Origin of the sequence: Micromonospora sp. NPDC050417, assembly GCF_044458865.1 — a bacterium.
Taxonomy (GTDB): domain Bacteria; phylum Actinomycetota; class Actinomycetes; order Mycobacteriales; family Micromonosporaceae; genus Micromonospora_G.
The window spans coordinates 49,036-67,387 of sequence record NZ_JBITIH010000016.1; the positions used below are offsets into that span (position 1 = coordinate 49,036).

16 protein-coding genes are annotated in these 18,352 nt (G+C 69.7%); 5 read left to right on the plus strand and 11 right to left on the minus strand.

All coding sequences use genetic code 11. The features are described from left to right. Window positions 1-78: 78 nt before the first annotated feature. The 3 genes from ACIBF5_RS20970 to aceA all read right to left on the minus strand — a co-directional run bounded on the left by ACIBF5_RS20970 (window position 79) and on the right by aceA (window position 3,580). A complete protein-coding gene (locus ACIBF5_RS20970; protein WP_396814034.1) occupies window positions 79-327 on the minus strand; it encodes a hypothetical protein in 249 nt (82 codons plus the stop codon). A gap of 278 nt (window positions 328-605) precedes the next feature. Next, window positions 606-2,243 (minus strand): malate synthase A, encoded by a 1,638-nt coding sequence (gene aceB / locus ACIBF5_RS20975; protein ID WP_396814036.1) that lies wholly within the window; start codon window positions 2,241-2,243, stop codon window positions 606-608. After that, entirely contained in the window at window positions 2,243-3,580 is a 1,338-nt protein-coding gene (gene aceA, locus ACIBF5_RS20980; protein ID WP_396814038.1) for an isocitrate lyase, read from the minus strand. The genes aceB and aceA overlap by 1 nt, the downstream gene beginning before the upstream one ends. A gap of 203 nt (window positions 3,581-3,783) precedes the next feature. Between aceA and ACIBF5_RS20985 the strand changes: the two genes are divergently transcribed. Beyond that, window positions 3,784-5,208, plus strand: a complete 1,425-nt coding sequence (locus tag ACIBF5_RS20985; protein WP_396814040.1) for a short-chain fatty acyl-CoA regulator family protein — start codon at window positions 3,784-3,786, stop codon at window positions 5,206-5,208. Window positions 5,209-5,239: 31 nt separating this feature from the next. On the opposite strand, the gene ACIBF5_RS20990 is transcribed toward ACIBF5_RS20985, so the two are convergent. Next, a complete protein-coding gene (locus tag ACIBF5_RS20990) occupies window positions 5,240-6,394 on the minus strand; it encodes a magnesium and cobalt transport protein CorA (RefSeq protein ID WP_396814042.1) in 1,155 nt (384 codons plus the stop codon). Window positions 6,395-6,551: 157 nt separating this feature from the next. On the opposite strand from ACIBF5_RS20990, the gene ACIBF5_RS20995 reads away from it, so the two are divergent. The 3 genes from ACIBF5_RS20995 (at window position 6,552) to ACIBF5_RS21005 (ending at window position 10,186) form a co-directional block, all read left to right on the plus strand. Further along, window positions 6,552-6,881 carry an ArsR/SmtB family transcription factor gene (locus tag ACIBF5_RS20995; protein ID WP_396814044.1) on the plus strand — a complete coding sequence of 110 codons (330 nt, stop codon included), beginning with the start codon at window positions 6,552-6,554 and terminating at the stop codon, window positions 6,879-6,881. Beyond that, window positions 6,881-7,516, plus strand: coding sequence for a cation transporter (locus ACIBF5_RS21000; protein WP_396814046.1), 636 nt, complete (start codon window positions 6,881-6,883; stop codon window positions 7,514-7,516). The genes ACIBF5_RS20995 and ACIBF5_RS21000 overlap by 1 nt, the downstream gene beginning before the upstream one ends. 180 nt (window positions 7,517-7,696) lie before the next feature. Next, window positions 7,697-10,186, plus strand: a complete 2,490-nt coding sequence (locus ACIBF5_RS21005) for a family 20 glycosylhydrolase (protein ID WP_396814308.1) — start codon at window positions 7,697-7,699, stop codon at window positions 10,184-10,186. Between the two features lie 102 nt (window positions 10,187-10,288). Here ACIBF5_RS21005 and ACIBF5_RS21010 read toward each other — a convergent pair whose 3' ends face one another. The 3 genes from ACIBF5_RS21010 to ACIBF5_RS21020 all read right to left on the minus strand — a co-directional run bounded on the left by ACIBF5_RS21010 (window position 10,289) and on the right by ACIBF5_RS21020 (window position 12,346). Further along, on the minus strand, window positions 10,289-10,891 hold the full coding sequence (locus tag ACIBF5_RS21010) for a class I SAM-dependent methyltransferase (protein WP_396814048.1): 603 nt from the start codon (window positions 10,889-10,891) through the stop codon (window positions 10,289-10,291). A gap of 68 nt (window positions 10,892-10,959) precedes the next feature. Further along, on the minus strand, window positions 10,960-12,003 hold the full coding sequence (locus ACIBF5_RS21015) for a T3SS (YopN, CesT) and YbjN peptide-binding chaperone 1 (protein WP_396814050.1): 1,044 nt from the start codon (window positions 12,001-12,003) through the stop codon (window positions 10,960-10,962). Next, window positions 11,990-12,346, minus strand: a complete 357-nt coding sequence (locus ACIBF5_RS21020) for a hypothetical protein (protein WP_396814052.1) — start codon at window positions 12,344-12,346, stop codon at window positions 11,990-11,992. The genes ACIBF5_RS21015 and ACIBF5_RS21020 overlap by 14 nt, the downstream gene beginning before the upstream one ends. 244 nt (window positions 12,347-12,590) lie before the next feature. On the opposite strand from ACIBF5_RS21020, the gene ACIBF5_RS21025 reads away from it, so the two are divergent. Next, complete coding sequence (locus tag ACIBF5_RS21025) at window positions 12,591-14,240, plus strand: hypothetical protein (RefSeq protein WP_396814310.1); 1,650 nt, start codon at window positions 12,591-12,593, stop codon at window positions 14,238-14,240. Between the two features lie 212 nt (window positions 14,241-14,452). Here ACIBF5_RS21025 and ACIBF5_RS21030 read toward each other — a convergent pair whose 3' ends face one another. From ACIBF5_RS21030 to ACIBF5_RS21045, 4 genes are all read right to left on the minus strand, one after another. Beyond that, complete coding sequence (locus ACIBF5_RS21030; protein ID WP_396814054.1) at window positions 14,453-14,992, minus strand: hypothetical protein; 540 nt, start codon at window positions 14,990-14,992, stop codon at window positions 14,453-14,455. Between the two features lie 340 nt (window positions 14,993-15,332). Further along, window positions 15,333-16,370 (minus strand): glycosyltransferase family 2 protein, encoded by a 1,038-nt coding sequence (locus tag ACIBF5_RS21035; protein ID WP_396814056.1) that lies wholly within the window; start codon window positions 16,368-16,370, stop codon window positions 15,333-15,335. Then, complete coding sequence (locus ACIBF5_RS21040) at window positions 16,367-17,380, minus strand: glycosyltransferase family 2 protein (protein WP_396814058.1); 1,014 nt, start codon at window positions 17,378-17,380, stop codon at window positions 16,367-16,369. Before ACIBF5_RS21040 ends, ACIBF5_RS21035 begins: the two co-directional genes overlap by 4 nt. After that, window positions 17,377-18,348 carry a UbiA prenyltransferase family protein gene (locus tag ACIBF5_RS21045; RefSeq protein WP_396814060.1) on the minus strand — a complete coding sequence of 324 codons (972 nt, stop codon included), beginning with the start codon at window positions 18,346-18,348 and terminating at the stop codon, window positions 17,377-17,379. Before ACIBF5_RS21045 ends, ACIBF5_RS21040 begins: the two co-directional genes overlap by 4 nt. Window positions 18,349-18,352: the final 4 nt, after the last annotated feature.

Sequence of the window (18,352 nt, forward strand, 5' to 3'; positions counted from 1 at the left end):
TCCTCGGAGGAACTGAGCTGGGGGCCTGGCTGCTTTTCCCGACCTGGCCAGGGGGGAGTCGTCCGGTGGCGGCGCCGGTCACCGCGACAGGTCGGCCCCGCGTTCGCGACCGCGTTCCTCGGCCGTGCGGATCGAGTGGCGGAAGAGCATCATCAGCATGGATACGGCCACCGGCACGGCCAGGACCCACCAGATGTCGTACACGAGGCCGAGCACGACCGCGACCGGCAGACCCAGGCCGAGCAGGATGAGCATCGCGCTGTGGAACGACGTGTACTCGAACTGGTTGTCGGCGTCGATCCGGTCGTCGGCGCGGTGCTGCTCCAACGCCCGCCGGGCCGATTCCTTCTCTCCGGTGTCCCGATCCGCAGGTCGGGCGGGCCGTCGAGGGTCTGCGGCAGCCGTTGGTGTGGCACGAGCGGGCGCGCCGCGCGCCGCTCACCGGTGGGGTCCGGTGGGAGCGCGTCGTTCTCGAAATCGTCCACCGGCCCAGAGTACGAGGCTGTGGGTAACCGGATGATCACGCAAGATACCGCCGGCGTCTTTCCTGTCGTCCTCCAGCGCAGCCCGGGTGTGTGAATCCCCCAGGCTGCGGCATCTCGCGGCTATCGGGTACGTCGGCTGACCAGGTGCGTCGCGTACGCGCCGGTGGTGAAGAAGGTCGGCAGCGTTTCGGCCAGCGCGGTCCGTACGAAGATCTCCTCGGCGTCGTCCCACCGGTGTCCGGTGTCGTCGGTCGAGGTACGCGCAGCCGCAACCTCCTCAGCGAGCAGTTTGCGGACCAGTTCCCCGTCCACTGTCCGCCCGTCGGTGAGCCGGATCCGGGTCTGAATCCACTGCCAGACCTGACACCGGGCGATCTCGGCGGTCGCCGCGTCCTCCATCAGGTCGAAGATCGCCACCGCGCCGTTGCCGCCGAGCCAGGCGTCCAGGTAGCGCAGGGCGACGGCGATGTTGTTGCGTAGCCCGGCCTCGGTGACCGCACCGCCCGCCCCGGCGATGTCGAGCAGTTCGTCCGCGCTCACCCGGACGTCGTCGCGGAGCCGGTCGAGCTGGTGGGCGCGGTCACCGAGCGCCCGGTCGAAGACCTCCCGGCAGATCGGCACCAGAGCAGGGTGGGCGACCCAGGAGCCGTCGAAGCCGTCGGCGGCCTCGCGTTCCTTGTCCTGACGCACCTTTGCCATGGCCACGGCGTTGGTCTCGGCGTCCCGGCTCGGAATGAAGGCGGCCATCCCGCCGAGGGCGTACGCACCCCGCCGGTGGCAGGTCGACACCAGCAGTTCGGTGTACGCGCGCATGAACGGCACCGTCATGCTGACCTCGGCCCGGTCCGGCAGCACGAACCCGGGCTGGTTTCCGAAGGTCTTGATGACACTGAAGATGTAGTCCCACCGGCCCGCGTTCAGGCCGGCGCAGTGTTCACGCAGCTCGTACAGGATCTCTTCCATCTCGAACGCGGCGGTGATCGTCTCGATCAGCACGGTGGCCCGGATCGTCCCGTGCGCAATACCGAGCAGTCCTTGCGCCAGGGTGAAGACGTCGTTCCAGAGCCGCGCCTCCAGGTGGCTCTCCAGCTTCGGCAGGTAGAAGTAGGGGCCGCTGCCCCGGTCGAGCTGCCGCTGCCCACAGTGGAAGAGATACAGCCCGAAGTCGACCAGGCTTGCCGACACGGGCCGCCCGTCGACCACCACGTGCTTCTCCACCAGGTGCCAGCCGCGCGGTCGGACCACGATCGTCGCCGGTTCCGGTCCGACCCGGTACCGCTTGCCGGTCGCGGAGGTGAAGTCCAGTCGCCCGTCAACGGCGTCGCGTAGGTTCAGTTGTCCACCGACCAGGTTCGACCAGGTGGGCGAGAGGGCGTCTTCGAAGTCGGCCAGCCACACCTGGGCACCCGAGTTCAACGCGTTGACCGTCATCCGCCGGTCCGGTGGCCCGGTGATCTCCACTCGCCGGTCGACCAGTCCCGGCGCGGAACCGGCCACCCGCCAGCCGTCGTCGGCCCGGACCGCCGAGGTCTGCGTCAGCCAGCCCAACGTCTCCTCGCCCCGGGACAGTCGTTCCCGGCGCCGGGTCCGCGCCGCCAGCAGTTCAGCCCGCCGGCCGGCGAACTCCGCGTCGAGCCGGGCCACGAACGCCAGCGCCGCCGGGGTCAGGATCTCGTCGAACCGGTCGGTGTTCCCGTCGAGCGGTGGACCGTCCACCGTTCCGGCGACGGTGATCTGGGATCGCATGGTGGTCGACATCAGGCCACCGTCCCGGTGAACTGTTCCTCCTCGGTCGACCCGCGCAGGGCGACCGTGTCGCTGGTCGGGTTGATCACCGTACTGATCAGGTCGAAGTAGCCGGTGCCGACCTCCCGCTGGTGTCGGGTTGCGGTGTAACCAGCGGCCTCGGCGGCGAACTCCCGCTCCTGGAGTTCGACGTAGGCGGGCATGCCGTTGGCGGCGTACTCGTGGGCCAGGGCGAACATCGAGTGGTTCAGCGCGTGGAACCCGGCCAGGGTGATGAACTGGAATTTGTATCCCATGTGCCCCAACTCGCGCTGGAACTTCGCGATCGTCGCGTCGTCGAGGTGCTTGCGCCAGTTGAACGACGGCGAGCAGTTGTACGCCAGCAACTGGTCCGGGTATTCGGCCTTGACCGCCTCGGCGAACCGACGGGCCACGTCCAGGTCCGGGGTGGAGGTCTCCATCCAGAGCAACTCCGCGTACGGCGCGTACGCCAGGCCACGCGCGACGCACGCGTCCATCCCCGGCCGGACCCGGAAGAACCCCTCGGCGGTCCGCTCACCGGTGATGAACTCCCGATCCCGCTCGTCCACGTCGGTGGTGATCAGCGTTGCCGCGTCGGCGTCGGTACGGGCCATGATGAGCGACGGCACGTCGGCGACGTCGGCGGCGAGTCGGGCCGCGTTCAGGGTGCGGATGTGCTGGCCGGTCGGGATCAGCACCTTGCCGCCCAGGTGGCCGCACTTCTTCTCGGAGGCGAGCTGGTCCTCCCAGTGCACCGCCGCCGCACCGGCGCTGATCATGGCGGTCATCAGCTCGTACGCGTTGAGCACCCCACCGAATCCCGCCTCGGCGTCGGCGACGATCGGGACCAGCCAGTCGATCGGGTCGGGGCCGCCTTCGGCGTACCGGATCCGGTCGGCGCGCAGCAGGGCGTTGTTGATCCGGCGCACCACGGCCGGCACCGAGTTCGCCGGGTAGAGGCTCTGGTCCGGGTAGGTCTGACCGGCCAGGTTGGCGTCTGCGGCGACCTGCCAGCCGGAGAGGTAGATGGCCTTGAGGCCGGCGGCCACCTGCTGCACGGCCTGGTTGCCGGTCAGCGCGCCGAGCGCGGGGACGAAGTCCTCGGTGTGGAGAGACTCCCAGAGTCGTCGCGCCCCGCGCCGGGCCAGTGTCTGTTCCTCCACCACGCTGCCGCGCAACCGGAGCACGTCCCGTGCGGAGTACGTGCGCCGGATGTCGCGCCAGCGCGGGTCCTGCTCCCACTGCCGGGTCAGTGCGGCGGCGCGGGCGTCCTCCGCCGGTACCCCGGTGGTCGTACCCGTCGTTTCGGGTCCCGTGAATTTCTCCATCGCCCTCGTCCTTCCTCCGGCTTCGCTTGACTGCGCCGGCTCCGCTTGACTCAGCGCGTCCTATGGAGTGACCGTGACACAGGTGAAAGCGCAGGTCGATGGCCCCAATCAGCTAACAGTTGCGAATCTTTGTCGCCGTTTTGCGAAGGTTGCGAAGCCGATGTTGGCAAACTGGCGACCCGGTGTGTGGAAGGGAGACGTCGATGAGCAAGAGCGTGGCGGGTGCCCGGCTGCGCAGACTGCGTGAGGAACGGCGGATGACCCAGGCCGCCTTCGCCCGGATGCTCGGGATCTCGCCGAGCTACCTCAACCAGATCGAGCACGGGTCCCGACCGTTGACCGTGCCGGTCCTGCTCAGTATCAGTGAGTCACTGGGGGTGGACGCCGCGTACTTCACCACCCACGACACCGCCCGGCTCACCGCCGAGATCCGCGAGGTCTCCTCCGACGACACGCTCCGCATCGACATCCCGGTCGAGGAGGCGGCGGAGTTGGCCCAACGGCTGCCGCACACGGCACACGCGCTGGTGACCATGCACCGGCGCTACCGTCAGCTCGCCGACCAGTTGGCAGCGCTCACCGGCGACCGTGAGCACGAGTCGGGGGAGTTGGAACCGGGACCGCACGAGGAGATCCGGGACTACTTCTACCAGCGGCACAACTACATCGCCGAACTCGACGAGGCGGCCGAACGGCTCGCCGCCGTGATCGGGATCCGGGCCGGTGACATGCGCCCGGTGCTGACCCAGCGGCTGGGTGTCCACGGCATCCGGGTCCGGGTCGGCGACCCCGGTTCCGGCGACGACGCCGAAGAGCTGCACCGGTACGACCCGAGGACCCAACTGCTGCGACTGCACGGTTACCTGCGTCCGGGGCAACTGGCGATCCGGATGGCAACCCAACTCGCCTTCGCCGAGGTGGGAGAGACACTCGACGACCTGGTCGAGGCGGCGTCGCTGAGCAGTCCGGAGTCGGAGACCCTGGCCCGGATCGGGCTGGCGAAATACTTCGCCGCCGCGCTCATCCTGCCGTACCAGGACTTCCACGGGCGTGCGGAGGAGTTCCGCTACGACCTCGACCGGCTCGCCACCCACTACGGCGTCGGGTACGAGACCGTCTGCCACCGGGTCAGCACCCTGCAACGGCCCAGGGCCAGGGGAGTGGCCTTCTCGTTCATCCGGGTGGACCGGGCTGGCAACATGTCCAAGCGTCAGTCGGCCACCGGCTTCCACTTCTCGCGTACCGGCGGAACCTGCCCGCTCTGGAACGTCTACGAGGCGTTCGCCGCGCCAGGCCGGATCCTGACCCAGATCGCCGCGATGCCCGACGGTCGCCGGTACTTCTGGATCGCCCGGACCGTCACCCGCGCGCCCGGTCGTTACGGCCGCCCCGGTAAGTCCTTCGCCATCGGTCTCGGTTGCGACCTGCGTCAGGCCGGCCGTCTCGTCTACTCGACCGGGCTCGACCTCGACGACGCCGACGCGGCCGTGCCGATCGGCATCGGGTGCAAGGTCTGCGAGCGCAGCGCCTGCCCCCAGCGGGCATTCCCGCAGATCGGGCGGGGGTTGTCGATCGACGAGAACCACAGCACGTTCGCGCCGTACCCGGTGGCGGACCCGGACCGCTGAGCTGGCGTCCACAGTTCGATGAGGCCGCCGGTCAGAGCCAGTTGCGACGTTTGAAGATCAGGTAGAGGCAGGCGCAGACCAAGCCCATCAGGGCCAGCGCGAAGGGGTAGCCGAAGGTCCAGTGCAGTTCCGGGATGTGGTCGAAGTTCATCCCGTAGATGGTGCCGATGAGGGTAGGTGCGAAGAGGATGGCCGCCCACGCGGAGATCTTCTTGACCTCCTCGTTCTGCGTGTAGCTCGCTTCGGTCAGGCGTTTGACCTCCTCGTTCTGCGCCTGCGAGACGAGCGTCGCGTTGAGCGTACGGATGTCGGTGAGGATCTGCCGAAAGCCGTCCACCCGTTCGGCGGCGGTGGTGGCGTGGTCGGCCACGTCACCCAGGTAGCGCCGCAGCTCCTCGTCGGTGCCGTGCTTGGCGAACCCGGCGGCCAGCCCCTGGAGGATGTCCAGCAGCGGTCGGGAGGCCCGCTGGAACTCGATCACCTCGCGGGAGAGTTCGTAGATGCGCCGGGTCACCTTCGGGTCGCCGCCGAAGACCTCGGTCTCGATCTCGTCGATGTCGTGCTGGAGGCCGGCGACCACGGGTGCGTACCCGTCCACGACCGCGTCCAGGATCGCGTACAGCACCGCCTCCGGGCCACGACGTAGCAGGTCCGGGTCGTTCTCCAGGCGGCGACGTACCGCACCCACGTCGGGTGCCTCGCCGTGGCGCACGGTGAGGACGAAGTTCGGGCCGACGAAGACGTGCAGTTCCCCGAAGTCGACCTCCTCCAGGTCGTCGAGGTAGCGGGCGGCCCGGAGCACCACGAAGAGGGTGGCGCCGTACCGTTCGAGTTTCGGCCGCTGGTGTGCGACCACCGCGTCCTCGACCGCGAGTTCGTGCAGGGAGAATTCCTCGGCGACGGTCATCAGTTGGGCTTCGGCGGGTCGGTAGAGCCCGATCCACGCCATCGTCCCGGGCTGTTCCCGCAGTTGCTGGCGGGTTCCGGCGACGCTCTCCGGTCCGGGCACGCGGTGCCCGTCCCGGTAGATGCCGGAGGTGACAACACTCGCTTCCACCGATGCCGCGTGTGTCTCGGCCCGGGGGTCCATCGACAGTTCGGGCGGTGGTGCCTGGAGGTAGCGCTCACCTGACCGGCGTCGGCCGCGTTTGGCTGGCCGCCGGGCACGTGACCGCCAGTCGGACATGCGGGCCCTCCGTCGCCAGGGGTCTGAGTTCTCCCTCCACGTTCCCAGAACTGGCGGACGCCCGGACCGGTGCTGGCCAACTGGAGGCCGGCGAGCGGCCAAATGACGTCCTTGGTACAGCCAGCACTGAATACAGCCGATGCTGTATGGTCATCGCATGGAAGCGCTGACGTACGGGCAGGTGCTGGCCCGGTTCGGGCACGCCCTGTCCGATCCCACCCGATCCCGACTGCTGCTCGCGCTCCGCGACGGGCCCGGCTATCCGGCGCAGCTCGCGGAGCTGCTGGGGGTGACCCGGCAGAACCTTTCCAACCATCTGGCCTGCCTGCGCGGGTGCGGCCTGGTGGTGGCGGTGCCGGAAGGGAGGCGGACCCGTTACGAACTGGCCGACCCGCGCCTGGCCCACGCCCTCGGAGACCTGCTCGGCCTGGTGCTGGCGGTCGACCCGGCGGCGTGCGCGCACTCCGACGAGCAGGAGTGCTGCTGATGAGTACCCCGCTCACCGGCCCTGTCGCGCACCTTGCCCCGGGGCGTCGCACGGTGCTGACCCGGCGGGTCCGGCTGCTGGTCGCCGCCACCATCACCTACAACGTGGTCGAAGCGGCGGTTGGTATCGCCGCCGGGGTCGCGGCCTCGTCCAGCGCCCTGATCGGCTTCGGCCTGGACTCGCTGATCGAGGTCTCCTCCGCGGCGGCCGTGGCGTGGCAGTTCGCCGGCCCTGATCCGCGGTCCCGGGAGCGCACCGCGCTACGGTCGATCGCCCTCTCGTTCTACGCGCTGGCCGTGTTCGTCACCGTGGACGCGGTGCGGGCTCTCGTCGCGGGTGGTACCGCCGAGCATTCGTCCGTCGGGCTGGCGCTGGCGGCGATCTCGCTGGCGGTGATGCCCCTGCTCTCGTACGCCCAGCGCCGCGCCGGCCGTGAACTGGGCTCACGTACGGCCGTCGCGGACTCGAAGCAGACGCTGTTGTGCACCTATCTCTCCGGCGTACTGCTGGTCGGGTTGGCGCTGAACAGCCTGTTCGGGTGGTCGTGGGCGGACCCGGCGGCGGCGCTGGTGATCGCGGCGGTGGCGGTCCGCGAGGGCCGTCTGGCCTGGCGTGGCGACACCTGTTGCGACTGACGCAATGTAAGGACTCTTTACAGTCTGTCGACCCGGTGCCTATCATTCGGCCAGCGTCATTCACGTTGATCACTCAAGCCGCGCCGGCCGCCCGCCACCACCGCCCTGCCGACATCGACCGCGAGCGGTCGCTGCGACGGCGCCGGCGGACGCCGCGCACCCCGAGCAGGGAGCGTGACAATGCAGACGTCCGGCCGGTTGCCAGGCACACGGGACAGGTGGATTACCCGACGAGGGCGACGACGACTCGGCGGTGCCGCACTCGCCGTCACGCTCGCGCTTCAGACGGTGGCGCTCGCCGGCCCGTCGACCACAGCAGCGCTGGCGGGCACCACACCGACGCTGGCCGGTACCGCACCGGGCGGGCCGGCCCAGATCGTCCCGGTCCCGGTCAGCACCGAGCCAGTGCCGGGTCAGACCTTCGTGGTCGGACCGGAGACCCGGATCGTGGTAGCGCCGGGCGGCGCGGGGGCCGTACCGGTGGCGGAGGGCCTGGCCGCGATCATGCGGCCCTCGACCGGCTATCCGCTGCCCGTCTCCGACGGCGTCTCCCGCCCGGGAGACATCCTGCTCGGCCTGACCGAGGCGGCCGACCTCGGCGACGAGGGGTACCGGATCGACGTCTCGGCCATGAACGTACGGGTCGAGGCGGCCGAACCGGCCGGGCTCTTCTACGGGGTGCAGACCCTGCGCCAACTGCTTCCGGCATGGATCGAGAGCCCCACCGTACGGCCCGGCCCGTGGACCGTCTCCGGTGTCCGGATCACCGACACCCCCCGGTACGACTACCGGGGCGTCATGCTCGACATCGCCCGGCACTTCCAGACGCCGGCCACCGTCAAGCGCCTGATCGACCACGCCTCGACGTACAAGATGAACGTGCTGCACCTGCACGTCAGTGACGACCAGGGGTTCCGGATCGCGATCAACGGCCGCCCCGAACTGACCACCATCGGCGGCCAGTTCTCGATCAACAACGATCCCGGCGGCTACTGGACCCAGGCCGAGTACGTCGACGTGGTGAACTACGCCGCCGCCCGTTTCATGACCGTCATTCCCGAGGTCGACTCTCCCGGGCACACCAACGCGATCGTCATGTCGTACGCCGGCCCGGAGGCGAACCCGGTGCTGCCCGACATCAACTGCACGAACCGTACGCCGCCGGTCTGGAACCTCACCGGGGCGGTCGGTTACAGCGCGTTGTGCCCGGAGAGCCCCAACACCTGGGCGATCCTCAGCGACATCACCGCACAGCTCAGTGCGCTGAGTCCCGGCCCGTACTACCACCTCGGCGGGGACGAGGTCCCGGCGTCGACCCTGGCCCACGCCCGGTATGTCAACTTCGTTGACCAGGCGGCCCAGGTCGTCAAGGCCCAGAACAAGATTGTCATGGGTTGGTCGGAAATCGCCGCCGCCAACTTCGACCGCCCCGACGCGCCGGCCGCGGTGGCCCAGTACTGGAACAACGGGAACCCGACCGGCGCCGCCGGTGACACCGCCCGGACGGCCGTGCAGAAGGGCATGAAGGTCGTCATGTCGCCGGCCAACCACACCTACCTCGACATGCAGCAGTTCGTCGGCAGCCCGCTCGGGTTGAGCTGGGCCGGCCGGCTCGACGTCTCCCAGTTCTACAACTGGTCCGGCAACACCAGCGACCCGGCCACCTACATCCCGGCGCGGACCGCCGGCGGGGTCACCCTGCCCGCGGTGACCGACACCCACATCCTCGGCGTCGAGTCGCCGATCTGGTCCGAGACCCTACGCACGCTGCCCGACATCGAGTTCCAGGTCTTCCCCCGGATGCCGGCCACGGCGGAGATCGGCTGGTCGCCGAAGGTGCACCCGGACCGCAACCTCGCCTCGTTCGTCGGCCGGCTGGCCGCGCACGCACCCCGCTGGCAGTTGCTCGGTCAGAACTTTTACCCCTCCCCGCAGGTGCCGTGGCGGGTCGACGTGGCCGCGCCGGACCGCACCACCGGTGACCGTACGGTCGGTGGCGAGGTCGCGTCCGTCGTCGCCCCGGGCACGACGGCCGGCCAGGTGTCGGTGACCGTCGACTGGGGCGACGGGACCAGTTCACCGGCGACGCTGAGCGGCACTCCCGGCACCAACAAGAGCGTCAACGGCATCTACTCCGCCACGGCGGGCCACACCTACGCCCGGGACGGTGTCTACCAGGCCACGGTCACCGCGACCAGGCCGGGCGGCGCCCCGACCACCGCCGAGTTCACCGTGACCGCGACAAGCTGCACCACCTCGGTCTCCGGTACCCACCGAGGGCCGCTGGTGGTGGCGGACGGGGTCACCTGCCTGGCCGGGGCCACCGTCTCCGGACCGGTGGTGGTACGCCCCGGCGCTTCCCTGATCGCCACCGGCGCGTCGATCCAGGGCCCGGTGACCGCCACCGGTGCGGTTCTGGTCGAGCTGCTCGGTGGTGTGGTCAACGGGCCGGTCAGCATCAACGGGACCACCGGCGACGTGATCGTGGAGCGGGTGGGGGTGAGCGGACCGGTCGTCCTGCACGGCAGCGCCACCGGCCCGTCGCCCCTGGTCTCCGGTAACACGATCAACGGCCCGCTCTCCTGTACCGGCAACAACCCGGCCCCGGCCAACAACGGCCTGCCGAACATCGTGCGCGGCCCGACCTTCGGGCAGTGCGCGGGCCTCTGACCGATCGTCGCCCACCGGTGGACGGTGGTGCGGGCGGCGGGTCCGGCCGGAACCCCGGTCGGACCCGCCGTCAGGCGGGGCGGCGGCGCACGGCGACTGGGGTCAGGCGGGGCGGCGAAGCACCGTGACCGCGAAGTCCGCCTCCTCCCGCCAGGGGCGTAGGTCCCACGTGGCGAAGCGTTGCTCCAGCCGTAGGCCGGCGGCGGACGCGTGCTGGTCGAAGTCCTCCAGCCGGTAACCCCGGTCGGTGCCGAAGCCGACCACCACCGGCCCGTCCGGGCGTACGTGCGCGGCGATCCGCCGCAGTATCTCCTCCTCGGTACCGGGCGCGACGAACGTCATCACGTTGCCGGCGACCACGACCGCGTCGAACGGTTCCGGTTCCCCTGCCGAGGGAAGGTCGAGTTCGGCCAGGTCACCGACGAGCAGGGTGAGGTCGGGGTGGTCGGCGCGGGCGGACTCGACCAGGTCGGCGTCGGCGTCGACGCCGACCACCCGGTGACCGCGGGCGGCGAGCGCGGCACCGACCCGCCCGGTCCCGCAGCCGGCGTCGAGGATCCGGGACGCCGGCGCCACCATGGCATCCAGCAACCGTGCCTCGCCGGCGAGGTCCGCGCCCTCGGCCGCCAGTCGGCGGAACCGGTCGATGTACCACTGTGAGTGTCCGGGTTTGGTGTCGGTCACCCAGCGCGTCGGTTGTCCCATGCCCTCACCGTAGACACACTGGTAGCGGCGTCGACTGCCGGCCGGTCATTCCGTTCGGGCCGGCGGAATCAGCGGTCGGACCGGTGCCGATCCGTACGCTCCTGGAGCAGTTGGACCGCCTCGTCGACCCGGCCGACCTCGGTCAGCAACGCGAGCAGGAGCCCGACCGCTCGCCAGTCCGCCTCCATCTCCTCACGGAGCAGGTCGATCGCCTCATCGAGGCGTCCCTTGCCGACCAGCAGGCTGGCCAACTCGGTACGGGCGGCGGGCTCGCCCTGGTCGGCGGCGAGGCGCCAGAAGTGTTCGGCGTCGTCGGTCTGCCCCTGTTCGCGCAGGAGGGCCGCGAGGCGGGCGGCGGCGTGCCCGTTACCGTTCTCGGCCCGAGTCCGGAGTTCTTCGGTACGCCCACGGTCGGCCAACAGGTCGGCCAGGATTCGGCCGGCGCGGGACTCACCGGAGTCGGCGAGGTCCCGCAGGTAGCCGGTGGGATCGGGGACGGGAGTGATGCCGGATGCCTCCGCGCCGAAGAATCTGCTGCCGCCGAACTCCTGGCGGAGGTGGTCGTCGAGGTCGTCGGCGAGTTCGATCATCGCCTGGATCGCCAGCAGCAGGTGGGTCGGCTGGAAGTCCTGTCCGAAGACGGGGATGGAGGCCCAGATCGTGTCGCCGGTGCAGTAGATCCGACCGATGACCATTCCGTTGGTCAGGTCGGAGAGTCGCCGGTAGAGCGTCTCGGTCGGCTGTACGCCGGTGAGCAGCGGGGAGAAGACGTCCACCAGTGGCGGGTCCTCCTGGGCCCGTACGAAGATGATCGCCGAGCCGGCGCGGATGCCGATGTCTCCATCGGAGTCGACCCGCAACTGGTCGGGTTCGGTGCCGAGCAGGTGCGCCAGCACCCACTTGACGCGATCGGCGAGTTTGTCGCTGTGTGCGGTGTGCCGGTCCAGCGCAGGGCTCCGGCCGTGCGTGGCACCCGTACGGGCGACCGGTCGGGCGGCGAGCGCGGCGGCGAGGCGGGTACGGGTCGGCAGTGGCGCGGAGGCGGTGGTGGTGGAGGGGTGGGCCGACAGTGCCCAGGCCAGTCGGCGGAGGTAGCTGTCAGGCGGCGTCATCATCGCTTCCCCCCGACCGGACGTCCTCTTTCGAGGGTTGGTCCAGCACCCTGATCTGGTCGAATATCTTGGCGATGACCAGGGGGGCCGCCACGCCGAAGGTGAACGTGGCGAAGGCGGTGGTGGCCATCCCGCCGGCCCATGCGGCAGCCGCCAGGCCGGTGCCGGCGAGCGCCCGGAGCGCCACCGCGAACAGCACGATCGGGCGGTCGCGTCTGTCTCGCCATGGCCACTGCCAGCGACCCTTGGACTCCGTCGTGGGTCGCATCATGGCGTAGAGGTTCAGCGCCTCGGAGACGGCGCTGCCGACAAGTCCCCAGACTGCGGCGATCCATAGAGACACGTCCCTACTGTACTGATCGTGGTCGCACGCCTACCTACCCGGTGCCGGTCCGGTAACGACCCCCCTGTCCGACTCCCGTTCCGTCCGACGGTAGCGGGCGAGGACAAGGGGCCTTGTACCAAATGTGTGAAGTCTTCATATAAGCCCGCATTGCCGGGAACCTCCACCTACGGTAATGATCAGTGGCCCCGAGCCCGTTTGGTGGCCCGTCGGCCAGTCACGTAGGAGGAAGGAACAGCCAGTGATGATGTCCAACCAACTACCGGAACACCAAGATGCCCCGCGCGGTGCCCAGGACGACCGTTCTGTGCCGTCGGGCAAGGCTCGGCGGCTCCGCAGGTACGTGACCGGTGCCGTCAGCCTGGCAGGTGTGGCCAGCCTGGCGGCTGTGGCCGGAATGAGCGGCGCGCCGGCTGTGGCCAGTGCGACCGATGCGCTGGGACTGCCGAGGCTCTTCCTGAGTGCGGATGGTGGCGTCGACGATGGCGGCTACGACAATGGCGGCCAGGATCCCGGGGGTTGGCGTCCGGAGTGGGACAAGGACGCCAAACAGGTGGGGTGCGACTCGAACGAGCTGATCTCGGCGTTGGTCGAGGCGAACGCGGGACACGGCGCCAAGCTCAAGCTGACCAAGGGGTGCACGTACAGCCTGACCGTGTACCAGGGGCCGGACGGGCTACCGCTGATCACCCAGCCGATCGCGATCAAGGGCGAGGGGGCGACGATCGAGCGCGCGGCGAACGCCGACCCGTTCCGCATCTTCAACGTCGCGACCGGCGGCGAGCTGGTTCTGCGTGACGTCACTGTTGCCGGCGGGGATGACCGGAGCGGCGCCGGCGGCGGTGGGCTGCTGGTCCAGGCCGGTGGCAAGGCGGTGATCGAGAAGAGCGCCGTGGTCGCGAACCGCAGCACGGGTGACGGTGGCGGAATCGCCAACTACGGCATCACCGCGCTGCTCTCCGGCGAGGAGAAGGACTCGAAGCGGGACAAGGATCCCGAGCAGTCGAAGGACGCGCAGTCACCGGCGGCCGAGGCTGAGGAAGCGGTGATGGACGGCGCCACGGCAGAGCCCGCGGACGCGTCCGACGCCGGTGGCGGCAGCGAGTCGGGCCCGAACGACTGGACCGAGGAAGGCTGGAGCAAGGACGGCTGGGACCACGACAAGACCGAGTACGTGACCAAGGTCAGTGGCAACAGCGCCCTCGGTGACGGCGGCGGGATCTACAGCGGAGGGCTCCTCGTCCTCGACGGTGCCGAGGTGAGCCGGAACAACACCGCCCAGGACGGTGGCGGGATCTCCAACACCGGCGGCACCGCCTCCCTGACCCGGAGCAAGGTCTCGGACAACGTCTCCGTGGGGCTCGGTGGTGGCGTCCACGCCGGCTACGGCGCCGTTACCAAGATCGTGTACAGCGGGGTGATCGGCAACGAGAGCACCGCCCCCACCGCCGCCGGCGGCGGCATCCTCAACTACGACTCGTCCCTGTACATCCGGCACAGCGAGGTCGTCCGCAACAACGCGGGTGGCCTGGCCGGGGGTGTCTACAACGGCGGCGGCCGGGCCGTGGTCGAGCAGACCAAGGTCGGCGAGAACACCGCCCAGGTCAACGGCGGCGGCCTCTACAACGTGGACGGCACCCTGGTCGTCCGCAAGAGCCTCGTCGACTCGAACCGTACGGTCGGCGCCAATTCGGTCGGCGGTGGCATCTTCACTGTCGACGGAAGCCTCGCGCTCACCGAGAGCCGTGTGTCGCGCAACGACGCGGTGAACCCGCCCGGCGGCATCTTCGCCGACGGCACGCTGGTGACCGTGGACGAGCGGACCGTCATCGGCAACAACCGGCCGACGAACTGTGTGGGCAGCCCGGACCCGGTGCCCAACTGCTTCGGCTGACCGTTTCGCAACGGCGAGACCGCCGTCCGGGATCGAGGAAACGTACTCGGCCCGGACGGCGGTTCGTCGCGTGCGCGGGTGCGCCCGCCGCACGGGCGAAAGCCGCTGCACGGGCACAAGCCGCCGCGCGGGCAAAAAGAAGGGCCGGGCATCCACGGGGGGAGATGACCGGCCTTTCTGGCACCAATGTAAGCACGATCGCGGCGATCGCGCTACCCGGGAAGGGGATCGACTGTCGCGGAGGTCGAACGGGGCGTCTCGATCCGGTCGAGCCCTTCGAGCTGTCGGCAGCGTTCGACGATCCGCTCGATCAGCTCGGAGGTATCGGCGGAGAGTCCCTGCTGCCGTAGCACCCAACGCAGGGCCACCTGACGTACGTCGAGCTGGCGCAGTTCGTTGAGCAGGTCGATCTGCTCCTGCACGTTCCTGGCCGCTCGACGGTCGATGAGGAATCCCGGATCCACGCCGAACGCCCGGGCCAGGGCCAGAATGTGGGAGGCCCGGGGATCGGTGCTCACGCCCCGGCGCATCTCGCCGATGTAGGCCGCGCTGATCGTCGGAGCGTCGGGATCCGTCTCGGCCGCTTGATTGATCTTGTTCGCGATCTCCCTGATCGTGTACCGGCGCCCGGGTTCGTCGTTCACGCCCAACTCCTCGGCGGTGGGCCGGATGTTGTCGAACAGGTACTCAAGCTTTCCAGCCAGGGTGTCGAGGTCGGGCAACTCGGCGCCGCACGGGCTCTCCTCGACCATCGTCACTCCTCCGGTGAACGACCGATGAACGCCCGTACGGTACCGCCGTCGGCCGAAGAGGCAACTGTTGAGACGGTTTCTCATGCGGGCGTATGCTCACCGCCGTCGCGCGCAACAGGCGTAGCCTGAAGGACGGAATTTACGCAACAGGTGTGCCCTGGAGCGCGGCGGCCGTCGATTGCGGCGGATGGATGGAGGCGCTCGCCGCCACGGCGGCAACGGGGGAGTGTTCTCACCACTGCCGCCGATGGCCGTGGCCGCCCAGGGCTGCTGCGTCAGCTCGCAGCCCTGGGGCCGCCCGATCTCCGCTCGCCGGCCGGGCCGCCGCCGCCGACCGTTGTCATGCCGCCCCCGGCAGTGCCCTCCCCTCGACCGGGAAGGACGCGTCGTAGAGCTGCCGGAAGGTTCGCGACCCGAGCCACTGGAGCGCGCCGGTCGCCACCCCGAGTGTGATCGTGACGTTGACCACGAAATGCAGCCCCGCGAAGAAGAGCAGGAAGGGGAGGCCGTGACGGCGGTGGACGAAGGCGTACATGCCGGCGTCGCAGGCGAGGGAGGCGGCCAACAGCCCGATCGGGAGCACCGCCGCCCACGGGCCGAACAGCAGCGGTGCCACGAGCGCCGGTAACACGGCGAACGCGGCGAGGCTGCCCCAGGCGCGGGACGCCGTTTCGAAGCCCTTGCCGAAGCGGCGTGCACGGGCGTACAGCGGGATCCGTAACCGGCCACGGTGGAACAGCTTGCGCAGCAGCCCGCGCAGCTCGTGGTCGTGGTCGTGCCGACCACGTACGGTCGAGGTCAGCACCATCCGATAGCGCCGGGTCAGCCGGTAGCCGTAGTCGACCTCCTCGGTCTGCCGCAGCGCCGGATTGAACGGGCCGATCTCGTCGAAGACAGCCCGTCTGATCAGACAGACCGCGGGGAACAGGAAACCGATGTCCCCCTCCGAGCTGATCGACCAGAAGTGGTACTGGAGTCCCCGGTAGCGGGCCACGGCCGTGTCGTGCAGCAGCGGCTCCGGATCCTCGATTCCGCAGACGGCCCCGACGTCCGGCTGCTCGCGGAGTAGACGCACCGCGTTCGCCACCGCGTCCGGGGCCATTACCAGGTCGGAGTCGACGTAACAGAGCAACTCACCGGCGGTGTTCGCGGCGCCGATGTTGCGGGCCTGCCCGCAGCCACCGTTCACCCCGGTGCTGACCACCCGCACCCCGAGCGTCTCGGCGACCTCGATCGACTGGTCCGTGCTGCAGTCGTCGACGACGAGGATCTCGATGTTCGGGTACGTCTGGTCGAGAATGGAGCGCAGACACAGGTCCAGCGACTCGGCGTAGTTGTAGTTCGGCACGATCACCGAGACGAGTGGCATCGACCTCATCGGGTGACCGCCTCCGGACGCTGGTAGAGCCGGCGGAACCGGCCGGAGGTCAACCACGCCACCACCCCACTGAACGCGGCAGCGGCGATGACCAGGTTCAGGAGGAAGTGCATCGCCACGAAGTAGACCAGGAAGAGCGGTCCCCGCTCCCGGGCCACGAACCGGTGCATCGGCAGGTCCCCGGCGACGAACGCGGCGAAGGCCACCAGAGGAACCAGCAGGTACGCCGCTCCGAACAGCGCCGGTAGGGCCAGAGCGAGTACGGTCGCCAGCGCGGCGATGCTCACCCACGCCCGGGGACCGCTGCTCAACCCGCCGGGAAACTCCGGCTTGTGGGCGTACATCGGAATGTGCAGGGCGGTCCGGGTGAACACCTTGCGGACCAGCACCCGCAGCTCGTGGTCGTGGTCGTGCACTCCGCGCACCCTCGGGGTGAGCCAGATCTGGTAACGCTGCGCCAGCCGCAGCCCGTAGTCGGCGTTCTCGGTCTCGCGGAGCCGGGGGTTGAACGGGCCGATCTCGGCGAAGACCCGTGCCGGCACGGCGAGCAGCGCGGTGTAGAGCGTCATGATCCGGCCCTCGTCGGCGATCAGCCAGTAGGACTGTTGCAGGCAGCGGTACTCCTCGACCAGGCTGTCGCGGATCAGTGGCACCGGGTCGTAGTTTCCGCAGACAGCACCGATCTCGGGGTCGGAGCCGAGCAGTTCCACCGCGTTGGCGACAGCGTCCGGCTTGGCCGCCACGTCCGAGTCGATGAAGAAGAGGATCTCGCCGGAGGCGTTCGCCGCGCCCAGGTTGCGGGCCGCCGCCGGTCCGGAGTTCTCCGGCGTACGGAGCACCCGCGCGCCGTACGACTCGGCGACCCGTACGGAGTCGTCGGTGCTGCAGTCGTCCACCACGATGAGTTCGAGGTTCGGGTAGGTCTGTTCCTTGACCGAGGTGAGGCACAGGCCCAACGCGCGGGCGTAGTTGTAGTTCGGCACGATGACCGACACGAGCGGCTTGTTCACTTGTCCATCCATCTCAGCAGTTCCGGATAGCGGGCAGCGACCTCCGCGACGACCAGCGTCGTACCGATCAGCACGGCACTGGTCACGATCATGCGATCCCGGAGCAGGGCCCGGATGGGGTCACCGCCCAGCCGGAGTACCAGGACCGATTGAAGGTAGCGAAAGGCGGCGAGCAGGCCCAGCGGCACCACGACCGCCAGCACCACCGGGCGGTACGGGTCGATCGGCGCCTCCGTGTGCAGGTAGAACAGCCCGGTGGCGGCGGCCAGCGAGGCGTTGAGGCCGAGCAGGTGGTCGGCGAGCAGGACGTTGTAGCCGGCCAGCGCCGGGCGGTGGGTGACGCCGGCCGAGGAGAGTTCGGCGCGGCGCTTGCCGAGCACCAGCACCAGGCAACCGGTGAAGACGGCGGTCAGCAGCAGGCCGGACGGTGGGCCGTCGGCTGCGGCGTATCCCTGGAGCACACGCAGCACGAACCCGGTCGCGATCACGCAGATGTCCAGCAGCGGCAGGTGCTTGAGTCGCCGGCTGTATGCGGCGCACAGCGCGAGGTAGGCCACCAGAGGCCACCAGGACATGCCCGGTCCGGCGACGACGCTGACGGTCAGCAGCCCGGCCAGGCCGGCGGCGAGCAGCCAGGCTACCGGCAGCGGAACCAGGCCGGAGGCGATCGGACGGTGTCGCTTGACCGGGTGCGCCCGGTCCAGTCGGCGGTCGGCGATGTCGTTGACGACGTAGACCAGGGACGAGGCGAGTGTGAACGCCACCACCGCCCAGCCGGTACGCAGCAGCGTCGACGCGTTCCAGACCGGCGCGTCGACCAGCGCCAGCGGTACGGCCAGGAGGTTCTTGACCCAGTGTCCGGGGCGGGTCAACGTGATGAGGTGCCGGGCCAGCGCGGGTGCGCTGGCCGCACGGCCGGTCGCGGGGGCCGGGACGGCCCGTTCGACCGTGGTCTCGACGGCGGTCATGATG

Bases quoted from the DNA above. Each gene is read 5' to 3' on its own strand.
- aceB (WP_396814036.1), bottom strand. From the start codon at position 2,243: ATGTCGACCACCATGCGATCCCAGATCACCGTCGCCGGAACGGTGGAC.
- aceA (WP_396814038.1), bottom strand. From the start codon at position 3,580: ATGGAGAAATTCACGGGACCCGAAACGACGGGTACGACCACCGGGGTA.
- ACIBF5_RS20985 (WP_396814040.1), top strand. From the start codon at position 3,784: ATGAGCAAGAGCGTGGCGGGTGCCCGGCTGCGCAGACTGCGTGAGGAA.
- ACIBF5_RS20990 (WP_396814042.1), bottom strand. From the start codon at position 6,394: ATGTCCGACTGGCGGTCACGTGCCCGGCGGCCAGCCAAACGCGGCCGA.
- ACIBF5_RS20995 (WP_396814044.1), top strand. From the start codon at position 6,552: ATGGAAGCGCTGACGTACGGGCAGGTGCTGGCCCGGTTCGGGCACGCC.
- ACIBF5_RS21000 (WP_396814046.1), top strand. From the start codon at position 6,881: ATGAGTACCCCGCTCACCGGCCCTGTCGCGCACCTTGCCCCGGGGCGT.
- ACIBF5_RS21005 (WP_396814308.1), top strand. From the start codon at position 7,697: ATGCAGACGTCCGGCCGGTTGCCAGGCACACGGGACAGGTGGATTACC.
- ACIBF5_RS21010 (WP_396814048.1), bottom strand. From the start codon at position 10,891: ATGGGACAACCGACGCGCTGGGTGACCGACACCAAACCCGGACACTCA.
- ACIBF5_RS21015 (WP_396814050.1), bottom strand. From the start codon at position 12,003: ATGACGCCGCCTGACAGCTACCTCCGCCGACTGGCCTGGGCACTGTCG.
- ACIBF5_RS21025 (WP_396814310.1), top strand. From the start codon at position 12,591: ATGATGTCCAACCAACTACCGGAACACCAAGATGCCCCGCGCGGTGCC.
- ACIBF5_RS21030 (WP_396814054.1), bottom strand. From the start codon at position 14,992: ATGGTCGAGGAGAGCCCGTGCGGCGCCGAGTTGCCCGACCTCGACACC.
- ACIBF5_RS21035 (WP_396814056.1), bottom strand. From the start codon at position 16,370: ATGAGGTCGATGCCACTCGTCTCGGTGATCGTGCCGAACTACAACTAC.
- ACIBF5_RS21045 (WP_396814060.1), bottom strand. From the start codon at position 18,348: ATGACCGCCGTCGAGACCACGGTCGAACGGGCCGTCCCGGCCCCCGCG.